The organism is Streptomyces sp. NPDC001816 (assembly GCF_042892235.1).
GTDB lineage: Bacteria > Actinomycetota > Actinomycetes > Streptomycetales > Streptomycetaceae > Streptomyces.
Genome location: NZ_JBIATY010000007.1, coordinates 273,136 through 287,272, shown reverse-complemented (window position 1 = coordinate 287,272; position 14,137 = coordinate 273,136). Strand labels below are relative to the sequence as shown.

Genomic DNA, 14,137 nt, shown 5'->3' with positions numbered 1-14,137 from the left:
GATGCCCTGGTGGTCGGCTCAGTCGTCGGCCGCGACGACGAGGGTGATCTGCCCAGCCGAGCGGTCGATGAGCACGAACTCGTGGAAGCAGTCGTGCACACGTCCCCAGTCATGAATCGCCTCATCACCGAGCTCGCCGAGGTAGTAGATGCCATCGGCCGCAGCCAGGCGGTTGAACACCTCCCGCTGCAGATCTGCCTCCAGCTCGGAGGGCGGGTCCCAGAGGGGATCAACCCACTCCCGCAGGATCTGCACGGCCCTCTCCTGGCTGATGGCCTCGTAGAGGTCGGGAGTGATCAACCGCAGCCAATACGGACCGTGCCGGGGCCCGTCCGGCAGCACTCCACCACCTGCATAGTCGTCCCGGAACTGCTCATGCCCGATCAGTGCGGCAAGCAGCCCTCTGTCGTCCAGGGACTTCGCAGAGAAGCGGAGCTGCTTGATGTCGACCCACCGAAACCCGTGCTCCCTCGGATCCCGGACGTAGTGCCGAAAGTTGATGAAGGCGCTTCCCTCGTGAGCGAGCCCGTTGTCCATGGCGCCAGCCTAGAAGGCAGGAGAGGGGACCCTGCCGACCCACGGGACAGACCCTAGGGACCACGACCGAGCTGGCGACGGCTGGAGCTGTCCGGTCTTGCGGTTGGGCCAGATCGCCGCGGCCGGCGCGAGCACGCGCTGAGCGACGCGTATGGCGACGACGCCCTCGAGTCGTCCGGCCGGCCGTGCTGTTCCAGGTCGAGTTGGCCCCTGAGGGGGTCGTTCGCCGACTCAATCAGCTGCCGCACCAACTTCGGCGGGGACTGGCCCTTGCGACTGACCGAAGATGTTGGTCGCGGCCGACCGCTTGGGGTGGCCCGTGCCTGCCGTCCCGGTCAGGCGAGTGTCATGCGTGCATATCTCGTGAGTGTGGTGTCAGCCTCCGCGAGATCGCTGCCGAAGTAATCGGCTCAGCCTGGGCCCGGCGCCGGATAGCGTGCTGTCCGACGGATCACCAGGGGCGAAGATGACCGCACCGCAGCACGACCTGCGCAACCCGAACGACGTGAATGACCTTCTTGTGGCAGCCGTGATTGCCAAGGACTCCCGTGCGGTACAGGCATGTGGCTTCGTTCACTTCAAGCAGCAGCGTTTGTCCGCCGGTTTGGGCAGCAGTTGACGATCTTGTGGCCCCTGGATGTTGACGAGAAATAGCAGCAGTCCATGGGGCGGCGGGCCGCCGAAAACCTGCATCCTCGGCGGGCTAACACGGGTCTGGTTCCGTGCAGCTCAGCTGTGGTTGATGCTGGATGCGACCTCGCGGGTCATACGTAGGTTGGGCAGCCTTCCCTGCCAAAGCTCTCGCTCGCCCGTGATCTTGAATCCGTGGCGTTGGTAGAAGCGGACCGCGCTGTCGTTGTAGTCAGTGACCCAGAGGCATACGGGTGCGGCTCCGGCCCAGGCGAGGAACTCCGTCATCATGCGGCCACCCAGTCCCTGGCCCTGGACGTGGTTCAGCAAATACATCGGTCCGAGGATGACCACCTCGTCGCGGCGCCCACAGAGGACGCCGACGATCTCGGTTTCGGAACGGACAACACGGCAGAACAGCAGGTCCGGTTGCTGGTTCGCTGCCTCAATGAACTCCCGCCACTGGGTGATGCCTTCCACGGTGGCTGACGAGCCGCGATGCTCACGGATCCAGTCCTCGTCGATCCCCACCTCCGGGTTGGGGTATGTCTGCAGCCAGGCCCTCAGCACCAACGGCCCCAACCTCGCGGAGTCGTTCGGACGAGCGGCTTCGATCACGTAGGTCATGGCAATGATCCTCGTCGATCATCCACCGCCTCAGACCGCCCAGACGGACATCAACCGACCCTGGCAGGCTGCTCCGTTCGCGCCCTGGTGCTGGCGAGCCGGTAGGAGTCGGTGCCGGTCTCGATGATCGCGCCGTTGAAGGTGAGCCGGTCGACGATGGCCGCGCAGAGACGGGGATCGGTGAAGGTCTTCGTCCACCCATCTGGGGCTGGCACTTGTTCCCTCACAAGGGTTGCCGCTGCCACCTGGCCGTATCAGCGGACCTCTCGCAGAGGTCCGCAAGAGCGATTCGTAAGGTCATCGCGTGAACTGGCTGACACTTCTCTCCACGCTCCTTGGCGCCGTTGTCGGAGTCGGCTCAACCCTGCTGGCCACCGGGCCCGCTGGGGCCGCGAGGTCCAGACCCAGGCGCTGCAACACAGGCGCGCCCTCTACGGCGAGTTCCTCACCGCCCTCAACCTTGCCCAGGAATCGCTGTTCGCGGTCGCCTACGGCCGCCATCCGACCGAGCTGACGCGGGATCTCGCCGCACGCGCCGCCTTCGGCAACCATCAGGTCTATGCCGTCAGGGAGCGACTCGTGCTGTCGGGCCGCGAGACCGTCGTTTCCGCTGCGGACCTGGCGTTCAACCGCTTGAAGACGTTCCGCGACGTCGTCGGCTCGGGGGCCAACCCCGACTCCCCGGAACTGGCCGACGCCATCCACGCCTACGGGACCGTCCTGCGCGAACTGCGTCACGCCATGCGACACGGCGAACCCCGCCTGGAGACGGACATCTCCAACTGACGCCCGCCCCGTCCAAGCGGCCCTGACCGGGGCCGCTGCGGACCGGAAGCCGGAGCCACTTCACACCGGAACTCTCAACCGGTCGATCTTCAAATGGGGCCGCCTCAAGCCGAAAAAGTGGGGCCGGCTCGAACCGTTAAAGCCAGCCTTTCACCAGGAGCATCCCGATGCTGCCCTGGCAAGTACCCCAGTGCTGTCAAAACTCGTGAACATCACCCGACCGTGGATCCGGGTGCCTCCCAAACCCGTGAACAACTGACGACGCGGCTCGTGAACAACGCCAGGCATGTCTCCAGGACGGCGCCGATCCGAACACTTCAGGCCCCGACGGCCTCCCGTTGCTCTGCGCCGCTGTGGGCGGGTTCGACCACGAGACCGCCGGCACCCTGACGGACAGCGGCGCCGATTCGGACGTAGTGCTGCCGGACGGTACAACACCTCTCCTGCGGGCCGTCGACCTCGGCTCCCCGGCGCCGGTCGGCGCCGTGCTCGGCAAGGACCCGCGGCTGCGGATCGCTGAGGCCGAGCGAAAGCGGCTGCTCGACCTCGCTCGGGACTGGTACGAGACGGGGGAGGCCGAGGAACTACGCCGCCGCACGGGGGCCTCGGGTCCGGCCACCCGGCGCCTGGTCAAGGACGACGAGTACACGGACATCGAGGAGGTCTCCCTCGGCGGGCTCACCGTCCGGGCGGGCCACAGCGGCGTCCTCACCGATCTGGAGCGGGCGTTCGGCCTCCTGCTGCCGGTGGCGGAGCTGGTGGCACGAGCCGTCCCGCACCCGGGCGAGGTGCATGCCAACTGGTCCACCGTCAGCTACGCCCTCGCCTTCCGCAAGAGCCCGCAGGCCTGGTCGGACCTGGCGGCCTTGCGCCACCACCCCGCTCCCGTCCACCGTCGGTTGCTTGCCAGCGTCCTGTGGTCCCGGCACTTCCAGGCGAACCACCACGTCCGTCCGGACACCGCGCAGGACGTCGGGTTCCTGGCGCAGTGGGCGCTCGACGAGCCGGATGGCGAGGTGCTCGCCAGGGTCTTGGACGTCTATACGGAATACGACCACCCCGACCAAGAGGCCATGGGCTTCCACTACGCCGACCATCCGGACCGGCGCGTGCGCCGCGAGGTGCCGTACTGCCTGATCCGGACCCCACGGAGCGAGTCCGCCGCCACCCTGCTCGCCCTGGCGCGGGACCCCGACTCCGGGGTCCGGTACGTCGTCGCCCAAGTCCTCGCCCACCAGCGCGATCTGACCCCGGCGACCCGGGAGAGCCTGCTCACCCTGCTCCGCGATCCGGACCCCGACGTCCGGCGCCGTGCCGCCGCATCTCTCTCCGGCTCCCACGACCGGACGGCCGCCGTCATGGATGCTCTCGCGGCCCTGTTGGACGAGGAGGATCAGAATCTGCGGCTGGAGGCGGCCTACGCCCTCGCCGTCCGCAACGGCCCGCGCACTGATGGCGCGTACGAACAAGTAGGTCCGCTCGGTCCCGGCTTCGAACACGACCACCGCGTGTCCGCTCACTGGCACTACAAGGCCCGCAACCGGCCCGACAGAACTTGACGGTAGCGACTGCACGCTTTCCGGTTCGACGGTGGACGACAACATCGCCTCCGACGCTGGGGGCGGCGTCTGTGCCGGAGTGCCGATCATCAGTGCACGCTCCTCCGCGGGCGAGAGTTCCGCCTGGCGGAAGGTGTGACGTCAAGACCCTCGCCCGCGAAGCGGGCCTCGACCGCACCGCCTTCTACGGCACCCGCACCTACGCGCACCTCCGCGTCGAATTCGAGCAACGTCTCCAGACGCTGATGCCGCATACCCGACCGGATCCCGGCTCTCGCATTTCAGATCGAAGCGTCGTCGGCCAGCGAAGGCACGGCGCACGGACGCAGGACCATGAGCGAGTCTTCAGGGGCCGCCACCATGGCAAAGGGAAACCGGTCCAGCTCAAGGCAGAGTGCAACATCATCAGGATGGACTCCTCGGCGCACACCCTCCGCCAGCTCGGCGGCGGCGCGCGATTCGGCAGCGCGGCGGAGGAACTCAGCAGCATCCGTCCCGGCCTCGGTGGCTCTCCGAGCGATGTATTGAGCGCACGCCAGATCTTCATCGGCCTGTCCATCTTCGCCAGTGACCACGAACGTGACACTGTCACTCTTGCGTGTCCGCAAGACCTGAGCCGTTGCCTCCGCCACTACGAAGCCGGCGCACAGCACCAGCGATGCGTCCTTGACCGCAAGGGCGCCGACCGTCCCTGCCGTGGTCTTCTGCACAACAGTCCGTCCGCCAAGGTCAACAGACCGCAGCATGCCCGGCGAGTTGACCATGTCGAACCCAGGCGCGGGCGGACCGTCCTTGAGCGCCACCCGTTCCGGGTGGCGAGCCTTGAGTGCCAGAGCGTCGTCCAACGACTCAGCAAGAACGATCTTTTCCGCCCCCTGGGCAAAGGCCCAGGCAGCCACGGTGAAAGCACGCATGACGTCGACTACGACCGCCACGGACGGGGCCTCGACCAGCTCAGTGATGCCAACGAAACGAGTGTCCATTCCAATCATGATCACGTACGCCCGGCCCGAAGCGACCAGTGAGTGATCCACATCACGGCGACGGTCTCGGAATGCAACACCTCCGGCTGCCTGCGTCGCAAAGGCGGCTGATCAAGTACGCGGGGCTGGGGCGTTCGACGGAGGACGAACAGCGCGACTTCCGCGAGGAGATCCCATGTCTTGCAGTGGTTACGGTTGCCGGGCACCGGCTTACCGACCACAACGACGAGCCGGCTGCCGGCGTCGATGACGACCTGGTGATTCGTCGGGTACCGGTAGTTCTTCGACTTTTCGGCCACCGAGTGGTCGCCGGTGGGCACCAGGGTGCCGTCCACGATGAGACGGTGCCCCTGCGGAACCGCTTGCGGGGCCGGAGGGCGAGCAGGGGGCCGAGGTGGTTGATGATGCGGTCGGCCGGGGACTCGGAGACCCCGAACAGCGAGGCGAGCCGACGTAGCGTCAAGTTGGTGCGCCAGTAGGCCGCGAGCAGCAGCACCCGGTCTTCCAACATCAGGCTCCACGGCCGATCCCTGCGGACCGTGTTCGCCCCTTCACGCCGCAGCATCGTCACCAACTTGCCGAAGCAGTGCGGGCTCAGCCCGGTGAACGGGGCTGTCCAGGAAGGCTGCGACGTCGTGATCACACCAGCCGCGGCAAGATCCGCACGGTTCCCGCAGGTACTGGTGCGCCGATCACTTGCTGGACAGGCGGAGTTCACCGGACCAGGTGTTGCACCGCACGCGGCCGGAGTCGAAGGTGATCTCCAGCGCGAGCCGGCCGGTATTTGAGGCCGCCGGACGGAGCTTCCGTACCAGACAGGTGCCACGACGCGACCAGACGTACAAGACACCGCCCGACCAGGTAATCAGGGCACACACCAGCCCCGCACGATGGGCACTCGCTCGACCTCTTCGACTCCACCCGGTGACCGTACCGTCAGGCAAAGCCCCAGCTCACGCTTTGGCTTGGAAGTCGGGGTCGGTGATGAAGTTCCAGGAGCGGTGCTGCCAGGGCTTGAGGCGTCCTCGCGCAGCCCGCGACGCACGGTGGAGGCCGAGATCGGGCCGGTGATGCCGCGCGCCGTGAGTTCGGCGGCAGTTCCGGGCATGACCAGCGCGCCGGCGGGGTGCCGGTTTTGGCAGGCAGTCGGCATGCGAGCGCCTTGGCCCGGGCGGCCTGCAGCGCGGTGAACGCGGGCGGGCGGCCCACCACTTGCGGTCGTCCAGCCCCGCCAGGCCCTGCTCGGCGAACCGCTATGGGCTGCCCGGGGGCAGCCCGCTGTCCTTCGGCACCCTCGCCTGCGCCGCTGAGCAGGCGAGCACATCGTCAGTGAGGCCGAGCCGTGTGCGCAGCGCGGCATGGCCCGCCTCGGTCACGGTGACCATCCGGGTCGTGCTCCGGCGCACCAGCCAGGATGAGTCCAGCGCGTGCCGGAAGAGCGCCGCGCCCACTGCGCCGGCCAGGTGCGGGCGCTGTTCCGTCCAGTCCAGGCACATACGGACGTGGGGTCGCCAGGAGTCGGGCGGGCAGTCGTCGGCGATACCGAGCTCACTCAGCCAGTCCCGGCCCGCCGCGGTGAGGGCCGGTCCGTAGTCCCAGGCCAGCAGCCCGAGTTCGGTCATGGCGTCGGTGATCGCCACGGCCAGCGCGCCTGCGAGATGGTCGTAACAGATACGGGCGTGCGCCAGGGTGCGACGGCGGTTGGAATCAGTCAGCGAGCGCACCGGGGTCGGCCGGAACGGGGACCGGGCGGCCAGGCTCTCGATCATTTCGGCGGTGTCCGCGGTCGCCAGCCGTAGCAGCCGATTCCGCCCCTGCCGCTCGTCGGCCAGGATGCCGCCCCGCACCAGCCGGTCGAGGTGCGCGCTGGCGGTTGACTGGGCGACGCCCGCGGTGCGGGCCAGCTCCGACGCGGTCCAGGCACGGCCGTCAAGCAACGCCAGACAGAACTCCGCGCGGGTACGATCCGCCAGCAGCCCTGCGAACCCGGCGAGGTCGGGGCCGTCTGCATAAGTTTCGTCGAAGCTGGTCACCCCTACAGTCTCGCCCGGCGACAGTTCGGCCGCCGACGAAGGGTCCGGGCCCTAGGGTTCCGGTCCATGACGACAGCGACACACGCACCCTCGCACACCGCGATAACCCCGAGCATTCTCTATTTCGGCACCCCCGTCGCCCTGCTGACCACCGAGAACGAGGACGGCTCGGCCAACCTTGCCCCGGTCTCCTCTGCCTGGGCGCTCGGGCAGACCGTGGTGCTCGGCCTCGGCGCCGACAGCCAGACCGCAGCCAACCTGGCCACCCGGCCGGAACTCGTGATCAACCTTCCCTCGCCCGGCCTCTGGGACGCGGTGGAGCGGCTCGCCCCGCTCACCGGAGCCGCCCCCGTGCCGGCCGCCAAGCGGGCACGCGGCTACCGCTACGAGCCCGACAAGTTCGCCGCGGCCGGCCTCACGCCCGTACCGTCCGAGACGGTACGCGCTCCGCGCGTCGCCGAGTGCCCGCTCCAGCTCGAGGCCCAGGTTCGGCGCAGCTCACCGGACGCGGAGGGCCACTTCCTGATCGTGGAGTGCGCGGTCGCACGCGTCCACGCCGACCGTCGCATCGTCGTGCCCGGCACCCAGCACATCAACCCCACCCGCTGGAGCCCGCTCATCTTCAACTTCCGCCACTATCAGGGCCTCGCCCCCGAACTCGGCCACTGCTTCACCTCGGAGACACCCACCGAGCGATGACAGGGGGCACGACTCGAACCGATTGCAGACGATCAGGAGACTCGATGAAGCGGGTGGACATCAGTGAGCGCGCATCCTCGCTCAGCAAGGCTTCACAACCTTGGCGATCCGCTGGTTCGGCGGGCCTGGGCAGTCCCCAGGAATCTGCGAGGTGCCCTTGGAGACCTTCACCGCCGCCGTCGACTTCCTCCGACTGGGCGGAGCGCAACGCATCGGAATCCTCGGCACTTCCAAGGGCGCTGAAGCCGCCTTGCTCACGGCGGTCCACGACTCACGCGTGGACGTGACCATCGCACTGTCGCCCACCTCGCGGGTCTGGAGCAACGTCGGCCCTGGCCGCGACGGGGCACACCATCCGTATCGCTCGTCTTGGACCTGGCGGGAGCGGCCCCTGCCTTTTGTCCCGATGGACGATTCCTGGACGCCCACGGAGCCGGACAGCGGCCCCGTCGCCATCCGCGGATGGTACGAACTGAGCGAGCGGACCTTCGCACACTCGCTGGCGCCGACGGAGATCCCCGTGGAAGCGGCCAGAGCGGATGTGGTCTTGGCCGCTGGGGGCGACGACGCTATGTGGCCGTCGCTTCCGTATGCCGAACAGCTGGCTCAGCGTCGGCGCTCGGCCGGGGCGACCGTACGTCTGATCGTCCGCGACGACGCCGGCCACCGACCACGCCTCTGAAGACCGGCCAGGCCGACATCATCCGAGCGAGACGCGTCCTGGAAACAAGGGCCCGGCGTCCAGATGAGCTGCGATGCGCGTGATCGTCCGGGCGTTGTCCTCGAACAGATGCGCCTGCATGCCCGCTGCCTGAGCGGCCTCAACGTTGAGTGCGACATCGTCGATGAAGAGACAGCTCTCCGGCGGTACCTCCAAGCTGGCGCAAGCGGCCTCGAAGGCACGCAGGTCAGGCTTGCCGACGCCGATCTCGTGCGAGTAGGCAATCTGCTCCACCAGTTCGTCGAAGTGATACAGCGCCGTCTCTCGCTCCCGGGCACCAACGAAGCTGTTGCTCAGGATGCCCAGCCTGCAGGTTCCTCGCAGCCCTCGCACATAGGCGATGAGTTCCTCGTTCGGCGTCCCCAGATACTCCGCCCACAGATCAGCCATGAATGCCTCAACTTGGGGCGCGTCGAGACCCAGGCGGGCTGCCACCTGTTCGTGCACCTCTTGTTCGCTGACGCTCCCAACGCTTCCAGCCCGCCACACGTCGTGCATCCGCTCATTTACAGTGCCCAGCGGCAGCTCCAGCCGCTCTTCCCACCGTTGCACCCATCCCGTTTTCGGCGTGATCTCCAGCACGCCACCGATGTCGAGAATGACGCAGGTCGCGGTCACGCGAACTCCCCCTCTTCGTCCTGGCCTGACCAGTGAGCACACACCGCCCGCTCATGTGATCGATGGAGACACTGTCGCCCTTCACTCTGGGGCAAGGTCAAGCGATCTTCGAACCCCCGTGACGGTCCTGTCGCTGCCCGCCGACCCGACTCGACCGAACCAGCAGGTGCTTTCAAAACTCGGTTCTGGCACAGATCTTGGGGAGTGGTCGCGGAGCAGGTGGAGGACGAAGTCTGTGAGGCCGAGCAGTTGGCTGATGTCGACGGCGTTGGACCAGGTGGGGAGCGTGGGACCGAGGCGGTTGGTGAGGATCTCGCGGAAGTCGCGGATTTGCTGGGCGGCGGTGTCCAGTTCGGGACTGCGCGCCAGGACGTGTTTCAAGGCGGCGCGTTCTTCCTCGCTAAGGGCCGTGGGTTGGCGAGTGAGCCAGCCGGTGACCTGCCGCACCGTCGGTGGTGGGGGCGGCGCCTACGGTGGGGCGGCGGGCAGGGTGGCGATGTAGGCGCGGACCATCTGGTAGGTGACGGAGGCGCTTTCAGCGAGGAGTTCGCGGTGGAGGTGTGTGACGCTCGTGCATCCCGCCGCGAACCGCCGGTCCAGGTACGGCTGTAGGGATCCAGTGGACACGGTCAAGGATCTGCTCTTCGCTCTCGCCCGGTCCCCGCGTGTGCTCGGCGCCAACTGGCGGGCCCAAGCGGTAGACGCCCTGTCGGAACGGCGGTTAGGGCTACTGGCTGTTATCGCCGGCGGAGGGCCGGGCGGTCACGCTCCCGACTTCCTGCGGCCAGATCCCGCTGGATTTCAGGTGGCCCTGGACAGCGCCCTGCATCAGGTGGCCACCACTCCGAGCGAGCGGATCCGTTACGAGCTGACGGCGGCCATCGGCGGCCACTCATGGGGCAAGACCGTGGCCGACAGGCCGCCTCGGCTGCTCCTGATGGCCATGGACCGATGCGAGGAGTCTGTGGAGCGGCGTATCGCTGTGGAACTGGAGCCGTTCTGGTGTTCCGTCCTCGCGCCCCACTGGCCCGGCATACGGGCCCGGTTGGAAGGCGATGTCGCTGCCCGGGCCTCCATGTTCGCCCGGCATGGAATCGCGGACGCTGTCAACGAGCTGGCCCCCAACCTGGAGTGGCACGACGGCGCCCTGAAAGTCGGCCTGTTTCCCACCAGTGCCCACCGTCTGAGTCTCGATGCCGACGCCGCGATCCTCGTACCCAGCGTCTTCGCGGGTCGGGCGATCTTCTGTGCCGCCGAACCTCCGGGCGCCCCGGGCCCCCGCACACCACTGATCGTCTATCCGGCTGCGCGCAATGACTGGCATCCGCCCTCGCGCGGTGACGAGCTGATCGGCACGACACGCACAAAGTTGCTGGCTGAACTCGCCCAGCCGCTCGTGCAACGCACCCGCCGATCCCGAACACGGCTGTGGGCGGTCCGGGACCGGGGACGCCGAGGAGATCCGTAAGGTGCTACGGAAGGCCGGGTGCCGTGAGTTCGGCGGAGCCGACGGCGGGTTCGCCATGGAGGGCGAGCAGAGGGGGGTGCCCTTCCTGGTGGCGGGCGGGATCAGCGAGCGGGAGGAAAAGGCGGCAACCGCCGCGACGTCCACGTCGGCGATCCCGTCGAACACCAGCGAGTCCCAGAACGATGCGTTGCCTGCATTACCAACACCGTCACCGGCCACAGTCGGCTCCGGCAGGGACAGCCGCAGACCTGGCCGGGCGTCCCGGATACGTGCGCATCCACCGAATTCCCTATCGGCTACTTCGACTGCGACCTGTGAGATGCCGAGCAGCGGCCGCGCTGTGCCGCTGGTCATATCCGGCAGCCGCTGGAGCCCTGCCAGCAGGAACTGGCCGCACAGCACTATGTCCCCCCGGAGCGTGCCGCCTGCGGCCTGTCCGGCCGATCATGCACGTAGGCGGTCAGGCATGATGTCTCAGTGAGCATCATCGTCGAGTTCTTCGTGGCGCCGGATGACGCGTCTGCGGCTTTGGCTCTTGAGGCCGGGCCAGGACGTGCCGAGTCGCTCTCCTTCGGCAACTTCGATCCCGAAGGGGCTGTGGTCGAGTGGGAGTGCCTTCTTGCAGGCGGTAGCTTCGAGGAACTCGTCGAAGCCGGCGAGCCTCGTATCGTCGCCGACCAGGACAATGACGGGTGTGTCGTCTTCGCGATCTCGCCTCGCCTGGCCGCCGCACTCGCCGAGGCCGAGCCGTCCGGGTTGCGGGATGTCGCCGTCTCGTGGGCCGCGCAGCGCGCGGAGGACGGCGAGGTCATCGACACGGAGATCGCCGAAGTGATCCTGAGCGATCTGGCCGCTCTCGTCAGCAGTGCGCGACGTCAAGGCCAGGATGTCTACTGCTGGGTTGCGTAGGCTTTCACGTAGGACCAGCTCGTAGTGCCGGGCAGCGATCATCCATGCCTCGTACCTCGTAGCCGGTCGGCGGGCCACCCGCTTCGGGCGATTTGCCCCTCGTCCGGAGTCGGCTCGCGGCACCGACACGCTGACTGGCACTCCGGATGCAGCTCGATTTCGGGGGAGTAGCCCTGCTCTTGGTCGGCAGGGCGAACGAGGATGAGGAACCGTTGCTCAAACGGCTGGGGGCAGATCTGGCACAGGTGCTGGAGGAAGGCGAGGCGGGCACGGTCGGCGTCGAGTGGCTTCTTGAATACGGCGTGCCCGTTGTGGGTCACGGAACCCATGGCACGACCAGCCCGCCGGCCAGCGGCCGGCCGGGGCAGCGCACGGGGATCGCCGGGCTGGTGGACAAGGGGCGGCTCGGCATCTCCGGCATCCCGGCCCTGACCCGACGTCGCCGTCGTTCAGGTGTACGCGCTGATCCTCTCCCCGCACCTGGTGTTCGGCGCCTACAGCACCACCATCGACGGCGACACGCCCTCACCGAGCGTCTGATCGCCAGCGGGGTCGACATGTTCCTCGGCCACTGCGCACCTGGTGACGGCAGGTCGTAACCACCGTCGGACCGTCGGGTGTCACTTGCCCTCAGCGGGAATGACGGGCGGCTCGCCCGACCACGTTGAACACGAGCACGACCACGTCCGTATGCACAACTGACACCCCACCACTGAGCCCGCCTCTCACCCTCCACACGGAATGACGCCGATGACCAGTCCAGAGCAGCACTCCGCGCAACCGCCGGTGCGGCGGTGGCGGGCGCTGCTCGTACTCGCACTGCTGGCGGGCCTGTTCGGCATGCACGCCCTGGCCCCCCTCGGGCTCACCCCGGAGCACACTCACACCCGGCCGACGGCGGCCCCCATGGCCATGCAAGACGACTGCACCGACGCCGACGGCCACTGCGGTGGACACCATGCCCAGCACGCAGACTCGACCTGCGCGTCGGGCGCCTTGAGCGGAGGGCCGGAACTGCCCACCCTCGCGCCCGATCCCGTAACAGCGCCTGCGCACGACGACGCCACGTGCCCAGGGGCGTCCGCGGCACCGGACGGTGCACGCGCGCCTCCGTCCTTGGCCGAACTCCAACTCCTGCGGATCTAGAGGAACCTCGGCACCGCGTCATCACCTGACGCGGCGCTCACGCCCGCCCGGATTCCCCCCTTTCGCACAGCAGGAGTTCACGCATGACCCCTCGTATCTTCACGCGCCGCGCCGCCCTTGTCGCGACCACCGCCACCGCCGCACTCGTTCTCGCCGCCTGTGGTGGCGGCAGCGGGCGCTCGGGCCATGACTCGGCCTCGTCGTCCTCGGGCGCCGCCGCCACGGCGGGCGCACACAACGCGCAGGACGTCTCCTTCGCCCAGAGCATGATCCCGCACCACCAGCAGGCCCTCGAGATGGCGCAGCTCGCTGCCGGCCGCGCCTCCTCCGCCCAGGTCAAGGATCTCGCCTCGCGCATCGAGAAGGCGCAGGACCCGGAGATCCAGACCATGAGCGGCTGGTTGAAGTCCTGGGGCGAGGACGTCCCAATGTCGCACGGCTCGATGGGGTCGATGCCCGGCATGGATCACTCCAGCCACTCCGGCATGCCCGGAATGATGGACACCAAGGACATGGGCGAGCTGAAGAAGATGTCCGGCGAGGACTTCGACGCCATGTTCCTGACCATGATGATCGAGCACCACAAGGGCGCGGTCGAGATGGCCACCACCGAGAAGGGCAAGGGCAAGTACGGTGCCGCCACCTCCATGGCCGACGACATCGTCACCACGCAGAACGCCGAGATCACCGAGATGAACAAGCTGCTCGGCAAGGGCTGACGCTCCCGGGGAGGCCGGGGCCCGCGCCGGCCTCCCTGTTCCTTGTGGCGCAGAGCGGATTGTCAGGAGGTGGGGCGCAGGCCGTCCACTGTGACGCGGACGAGTCTGCGCGCCGCGGCCTGGGACGGCAGTCCGCCGGCTGCTCCGAGGGCGTACAGGCAATACGCGGCGAGCTCGTCCGGCGACACGTCGTCGCGTACCTCGCCGGCTTCTGCGCCTTCGGCGAGCAGCTCGCTGATGAACCGGAGCAGATGTTGTTCGGCGTGGGCGACGTGCTCCCCTCGGTGCAGGACGGCACCGATCTCCGGGTCATGGCCGCGACGCCGCAGCTGGATCGAGGCGTAGGCGTCGAGGACCGCGGTCAGTCGTTCGCCCGCGCTGCCGGGCCGGTCGCGGAGCGCCGCGAGCTCCTGCAGATGGCCGGTGATCTGCCGCTCGTGCCAGGCGGTCATGATCGATTCGACGTCCGGGAAGTACTTGTAGAGCGTGGCTCGGCCGATCCCGGTTCCCTCGGCGATGCGGGACATCGTCACACCCCGCAGCCCGTGCTCAGCCACGAGAGCCGCGGTCACTTCCAGCACCGCGTCACGTACCGCGCGGCGGTGCTCCTCGATTGTCTCGTTCCACAGCTTGGGCACCCCCGTAGTCTACGCGGCGCCCACCTGAATACAGCATGGCTTGACGTAGACACTGTGTCTCGAT

Annotated in this window: 18 protein-coding genes and 2 pseudogenes; 10 read left to right on the top strand and 10 right to left on the bottom strand. The window is 68.0% G+C overall.

What is annotated here, in order from left to right:
* Positions 1-18: 18 nt before the first annotated feature.
* Complete coding sequence (locus tag ACFYZZ_RS26225) at positions 19-537, bottom strand: hypothetical protein (RefSeq protein ID WP_389180505.1); 519 nt, start codon at positions 535-537, stop codon at positions 19-21.
* A gap of 466 nt (positions 538-1,003) precedes the next feature.
* Here ACFYZZ_RS26225 and ACFYZZ_RS26220 point away from each other — a divergent pair, with 466 nt between their 5' ends.
* A complete protein-coding gene (locus ACFYZZ_RS26220; protein ID WP_389180502.1) occupies positions 1,004-1,156 on the top strand; it encodes a hypothetical protein in 153 nt (50 codons plus the stop codon).
* A gap of 110 nt (positions 1,157-1,266) precedes the next feature.
* Here ACFYZZ_RS26220 and ACFYZZ_RS26215 read toward each other — a convergent pair whose 3' ends face one another.
* Positions 1,267-1,794, bottom strand: a complete 528-nt coding sequence (locus ACFYZZ_RS26215) for a GNAT family N-acetyltransferase (RefSeq protein ID WP_389180499.1) — start codon at positions 1,792-1,794, stop codon at positions 1,267-1,269.
* A gap of 50 nt (positions 1,795-1,844) precedes the next feature.
* A pseudogene (locus tag ACFYZZ_RS26210) lies at positions 1,845-1,994 on the bottom strand (ATP-binding protein); the annotation flags it as partial.
* 379 nt (positions 1,995-2,373) lie between these two features.
* Here ACFYZZ_RS26210 and ACFYZZ_RS26205 point away from each other — a divergent pair.
* Both ACFYZZ_RS26205 and ACFYZZ_RS26200 read left to right on the top strand, forming a co-directional pair.
* Positions 2,374-2,580, top strand: a complete 207-nt coding sequence (locus ACFYZZ_RS26205; RefSeq protein ID WP_389180496.1) for a hypothetical protein — start codon at positions 2,374-2,376, stop codon at positions 2,578-2,580.
* 353 nt (positions 2,581-2,933) lie between these two features.
* Complete coding sequence (locus tag ACFYZZ_RS26200) at positions 2,934-4,139, top strand: HEAT repeat domain-containing protein (protein WP_389180493.1); 1,206 nt, start codon at positions 2,934-2,936, stop codon at positions 4,137-4,139.
* Between the two features lie 281 nt (positions 4,140-4,420).
* Here the strand turns inward: ACFYZZ_RS26200 and ACFYZZ_RS26195 are convergent, their stop codons facing one another.
* The 3 genes and pseudogenes from ACFYZZ_RS26195 to ACFYZZ_RS26185 form a co-directional block, all read right to left on the bottom strand.
* Positions 4,421-5,122, bottom strand: coding sequence for a 2-phosphosulfolactate phosphatase (locus ACFYZZ_RS26195; protein ID WP_389180490.1), 702 nt, complete (start codon positions 5,120-5,122; stop codon positions 4,421-4,423).
* Positions 5,123-5,292: 170 nt separating this feature from the next.
* Positions 5,293-5,765 (bottom strand): annotated as a pseudogene (locus ACFYZZ_RS26190) (transposase family protein); the annotation flags it as partial.
* Positions 5,766-6,375: 610 nt separating this feature from the next.
* Complete coding sequence (locus ACFYZZ_RS26185; RefSeq protein WP_389180487.1) at positions 6,376-7,155, bottom strand: ArsR/SmtB family transcription factor; 780 nt, start codon at positions 7,153-7,155, stop codon at positions 6,376-6,378.
* 66 nt (positions 7,156-7,221) lie between these two features.
* On the opposite strand from ACFYZZ_RS26185, the gene ACFYZZ_RS26180 reads away from it, so the two are divergent.
* Both ACFYZZ_RS26180 and ACFYZZ_RS26175 read left to right on the top strand, forming a co-directional pair.
* A complete protein-coding gene (locus ACFYZZ_RS26180) occupies positions 7,222-7,854 on the top strand; it encodes a flavin reductase family protein (RefSeq protein WP_389180485.1) in 633 nt (210 codons plus the stop codon).
* A gap of 157 nt (positions 7,855-8,011) precedes the next feature.
* Positions 8,012-8,536, top strand: coding sequence for an acyl-CoA thioester hydrolase/BAAT C-terminal domain-containing protein (locus ACFYZZ_RS26175; protein WP_389180482.1), 525 nt, complete (start codon positions 8,012-8,014; stop codon positions 8,534-8,536).
* Positions 8,537-8,554: 18 nt separating this feature from the next.
* Here ACFYZZ_RS26175 and ACFYZZ_RS26170 read toward each other — a convergent pair whose 3' ends face one another.
* The 3 genes from ACFYZZ_RS26170 to ACFYZZ_RS26160 form a co-directional block, all read right to left on the bottom strand.
* Positions 8,555-9,193 (bottom strand): HAD family hydrolase, encoded by a 639-nt coding sequence (locus ACFYZZ_RS26170; protein ID WP_389180480.1) that lies wholly within the window; start codon positions 9,191-9,193, stop codon positions 8,555-8,557.
* A gap of 81 nt (positions 9,194-9,274) precedes the next feature.
* The gene (locus tag ACFYZZ_RS26165; RefSeq protein WP_389180477.1) at positions 9,275-9,640 is read right to left on the bottom strand and encodes a hypothetical protein; all 366 of its coding nucleotides are present in this window, start codon (positions 9,638-9,640) and stop codon (positions 9,275-9,277) included.
* A 21-nt stretch (positions 9,641-9,661) separates the two neighbouring features.
* A complete protein-coding gene (locus ACFYZZ_RS26160) occupies positions 9,662-9,820 on the bottom strand; it encodes a hypothetical protein (protein ID WP_389180474.1) in 159 nt (52 codons plus the stop codon).
* Between ACFYZZ_RS26160 and ACFYZZ_RS26155 the strand changes: the two genes are divergently transcribed.
* The 5 genes from ACFYZZ_RS26155 (at position 9,813) to ACFYZZ_RS26135 (ending at position 13,435) form a co-directional block, all read left to right on the top strand.
* Positions 9,813-10,661, top strand: a complete 849-nt coding sequence (locus ACFYZZ_RS26155) for a hypothetical protein (RefSeq protein ID WP_389180471.1) — start codon at positions 9,813-9,815, stop codon at positions 10,659-10,661. The genes ACFYZZ_RS26160 and ACFYZZ_RS26155 overlap by 8 nt on opposite strands.
* Before the next feature lie 477 nt (positions 10,662-11,138).
* Positions 11,139-11,570 (top strand): hypothetical protein, encoded by a 432-nt coding sequence (locus tag ACFYZZ_RS26150; RefSeq protein ID WP_389180468.1) that lies wholly within the window; start codon positions 11,139-11,141, stop codon positions 11,568-11,570.
* 146 nt (positions 11,571-11,716) lie between these two features.
* Positions 11,717-12,169, top strand: a complete 453-nt coding sequence (locus tag ACFYZZ_RS26145; protein WP_389180465.1) for a hypothetical protein — start codon at positions 11,717-11,719, stop codon at positions 12,167-12,169.
* A gap of 151 nt (positions 12,170-12,320) precedes the next feature.
* Positions 12,321-12,716 carry a DUF6153 family protein gene (locus ACFYZZ_RS26140; protein WP_389180462.1) on the top strand — a complete coding sequence of 132 codons (396 nt, stop codon included), beginning with the start codon at positions 12,321-12,323 and terminating at the stop codon, positions 12,714-12,716.
* Between the two features lie 83 nt (positions 12,717-12,799).
* Positions 12,800-13,435: a DUF305 domain-containing protein gene (locus tag ACFYZZ_RS26135; protein ID WP_389180459.1), complete on the top strand. Its 636-nt coding sequence runs from the start codon at positions 12,800-12,802 to the stop codon at positions 13,433-13,435.
* Positions 13,436-13,497: 62 nt separating this feature from the next.
* Here ACFYZZ_RS26135 and ACFYZZ_RS26130 read toward each other — a convergent pair whose 3' ends face one another.
* Positions 13,498-14,073: a TetR/AcrR family transcriptional regulator gene (locus tag ACFYZZ_RS26130; protein ID WP_389180456.1), complete on the bottom strand. Its 576-nt coding sequence runs from the start codon at positions 14,071-14,073 to the stop codon at positions 13,498-13,500.
* Positions 14,074-14,137 lie beyond the last annotated feature (64 nt).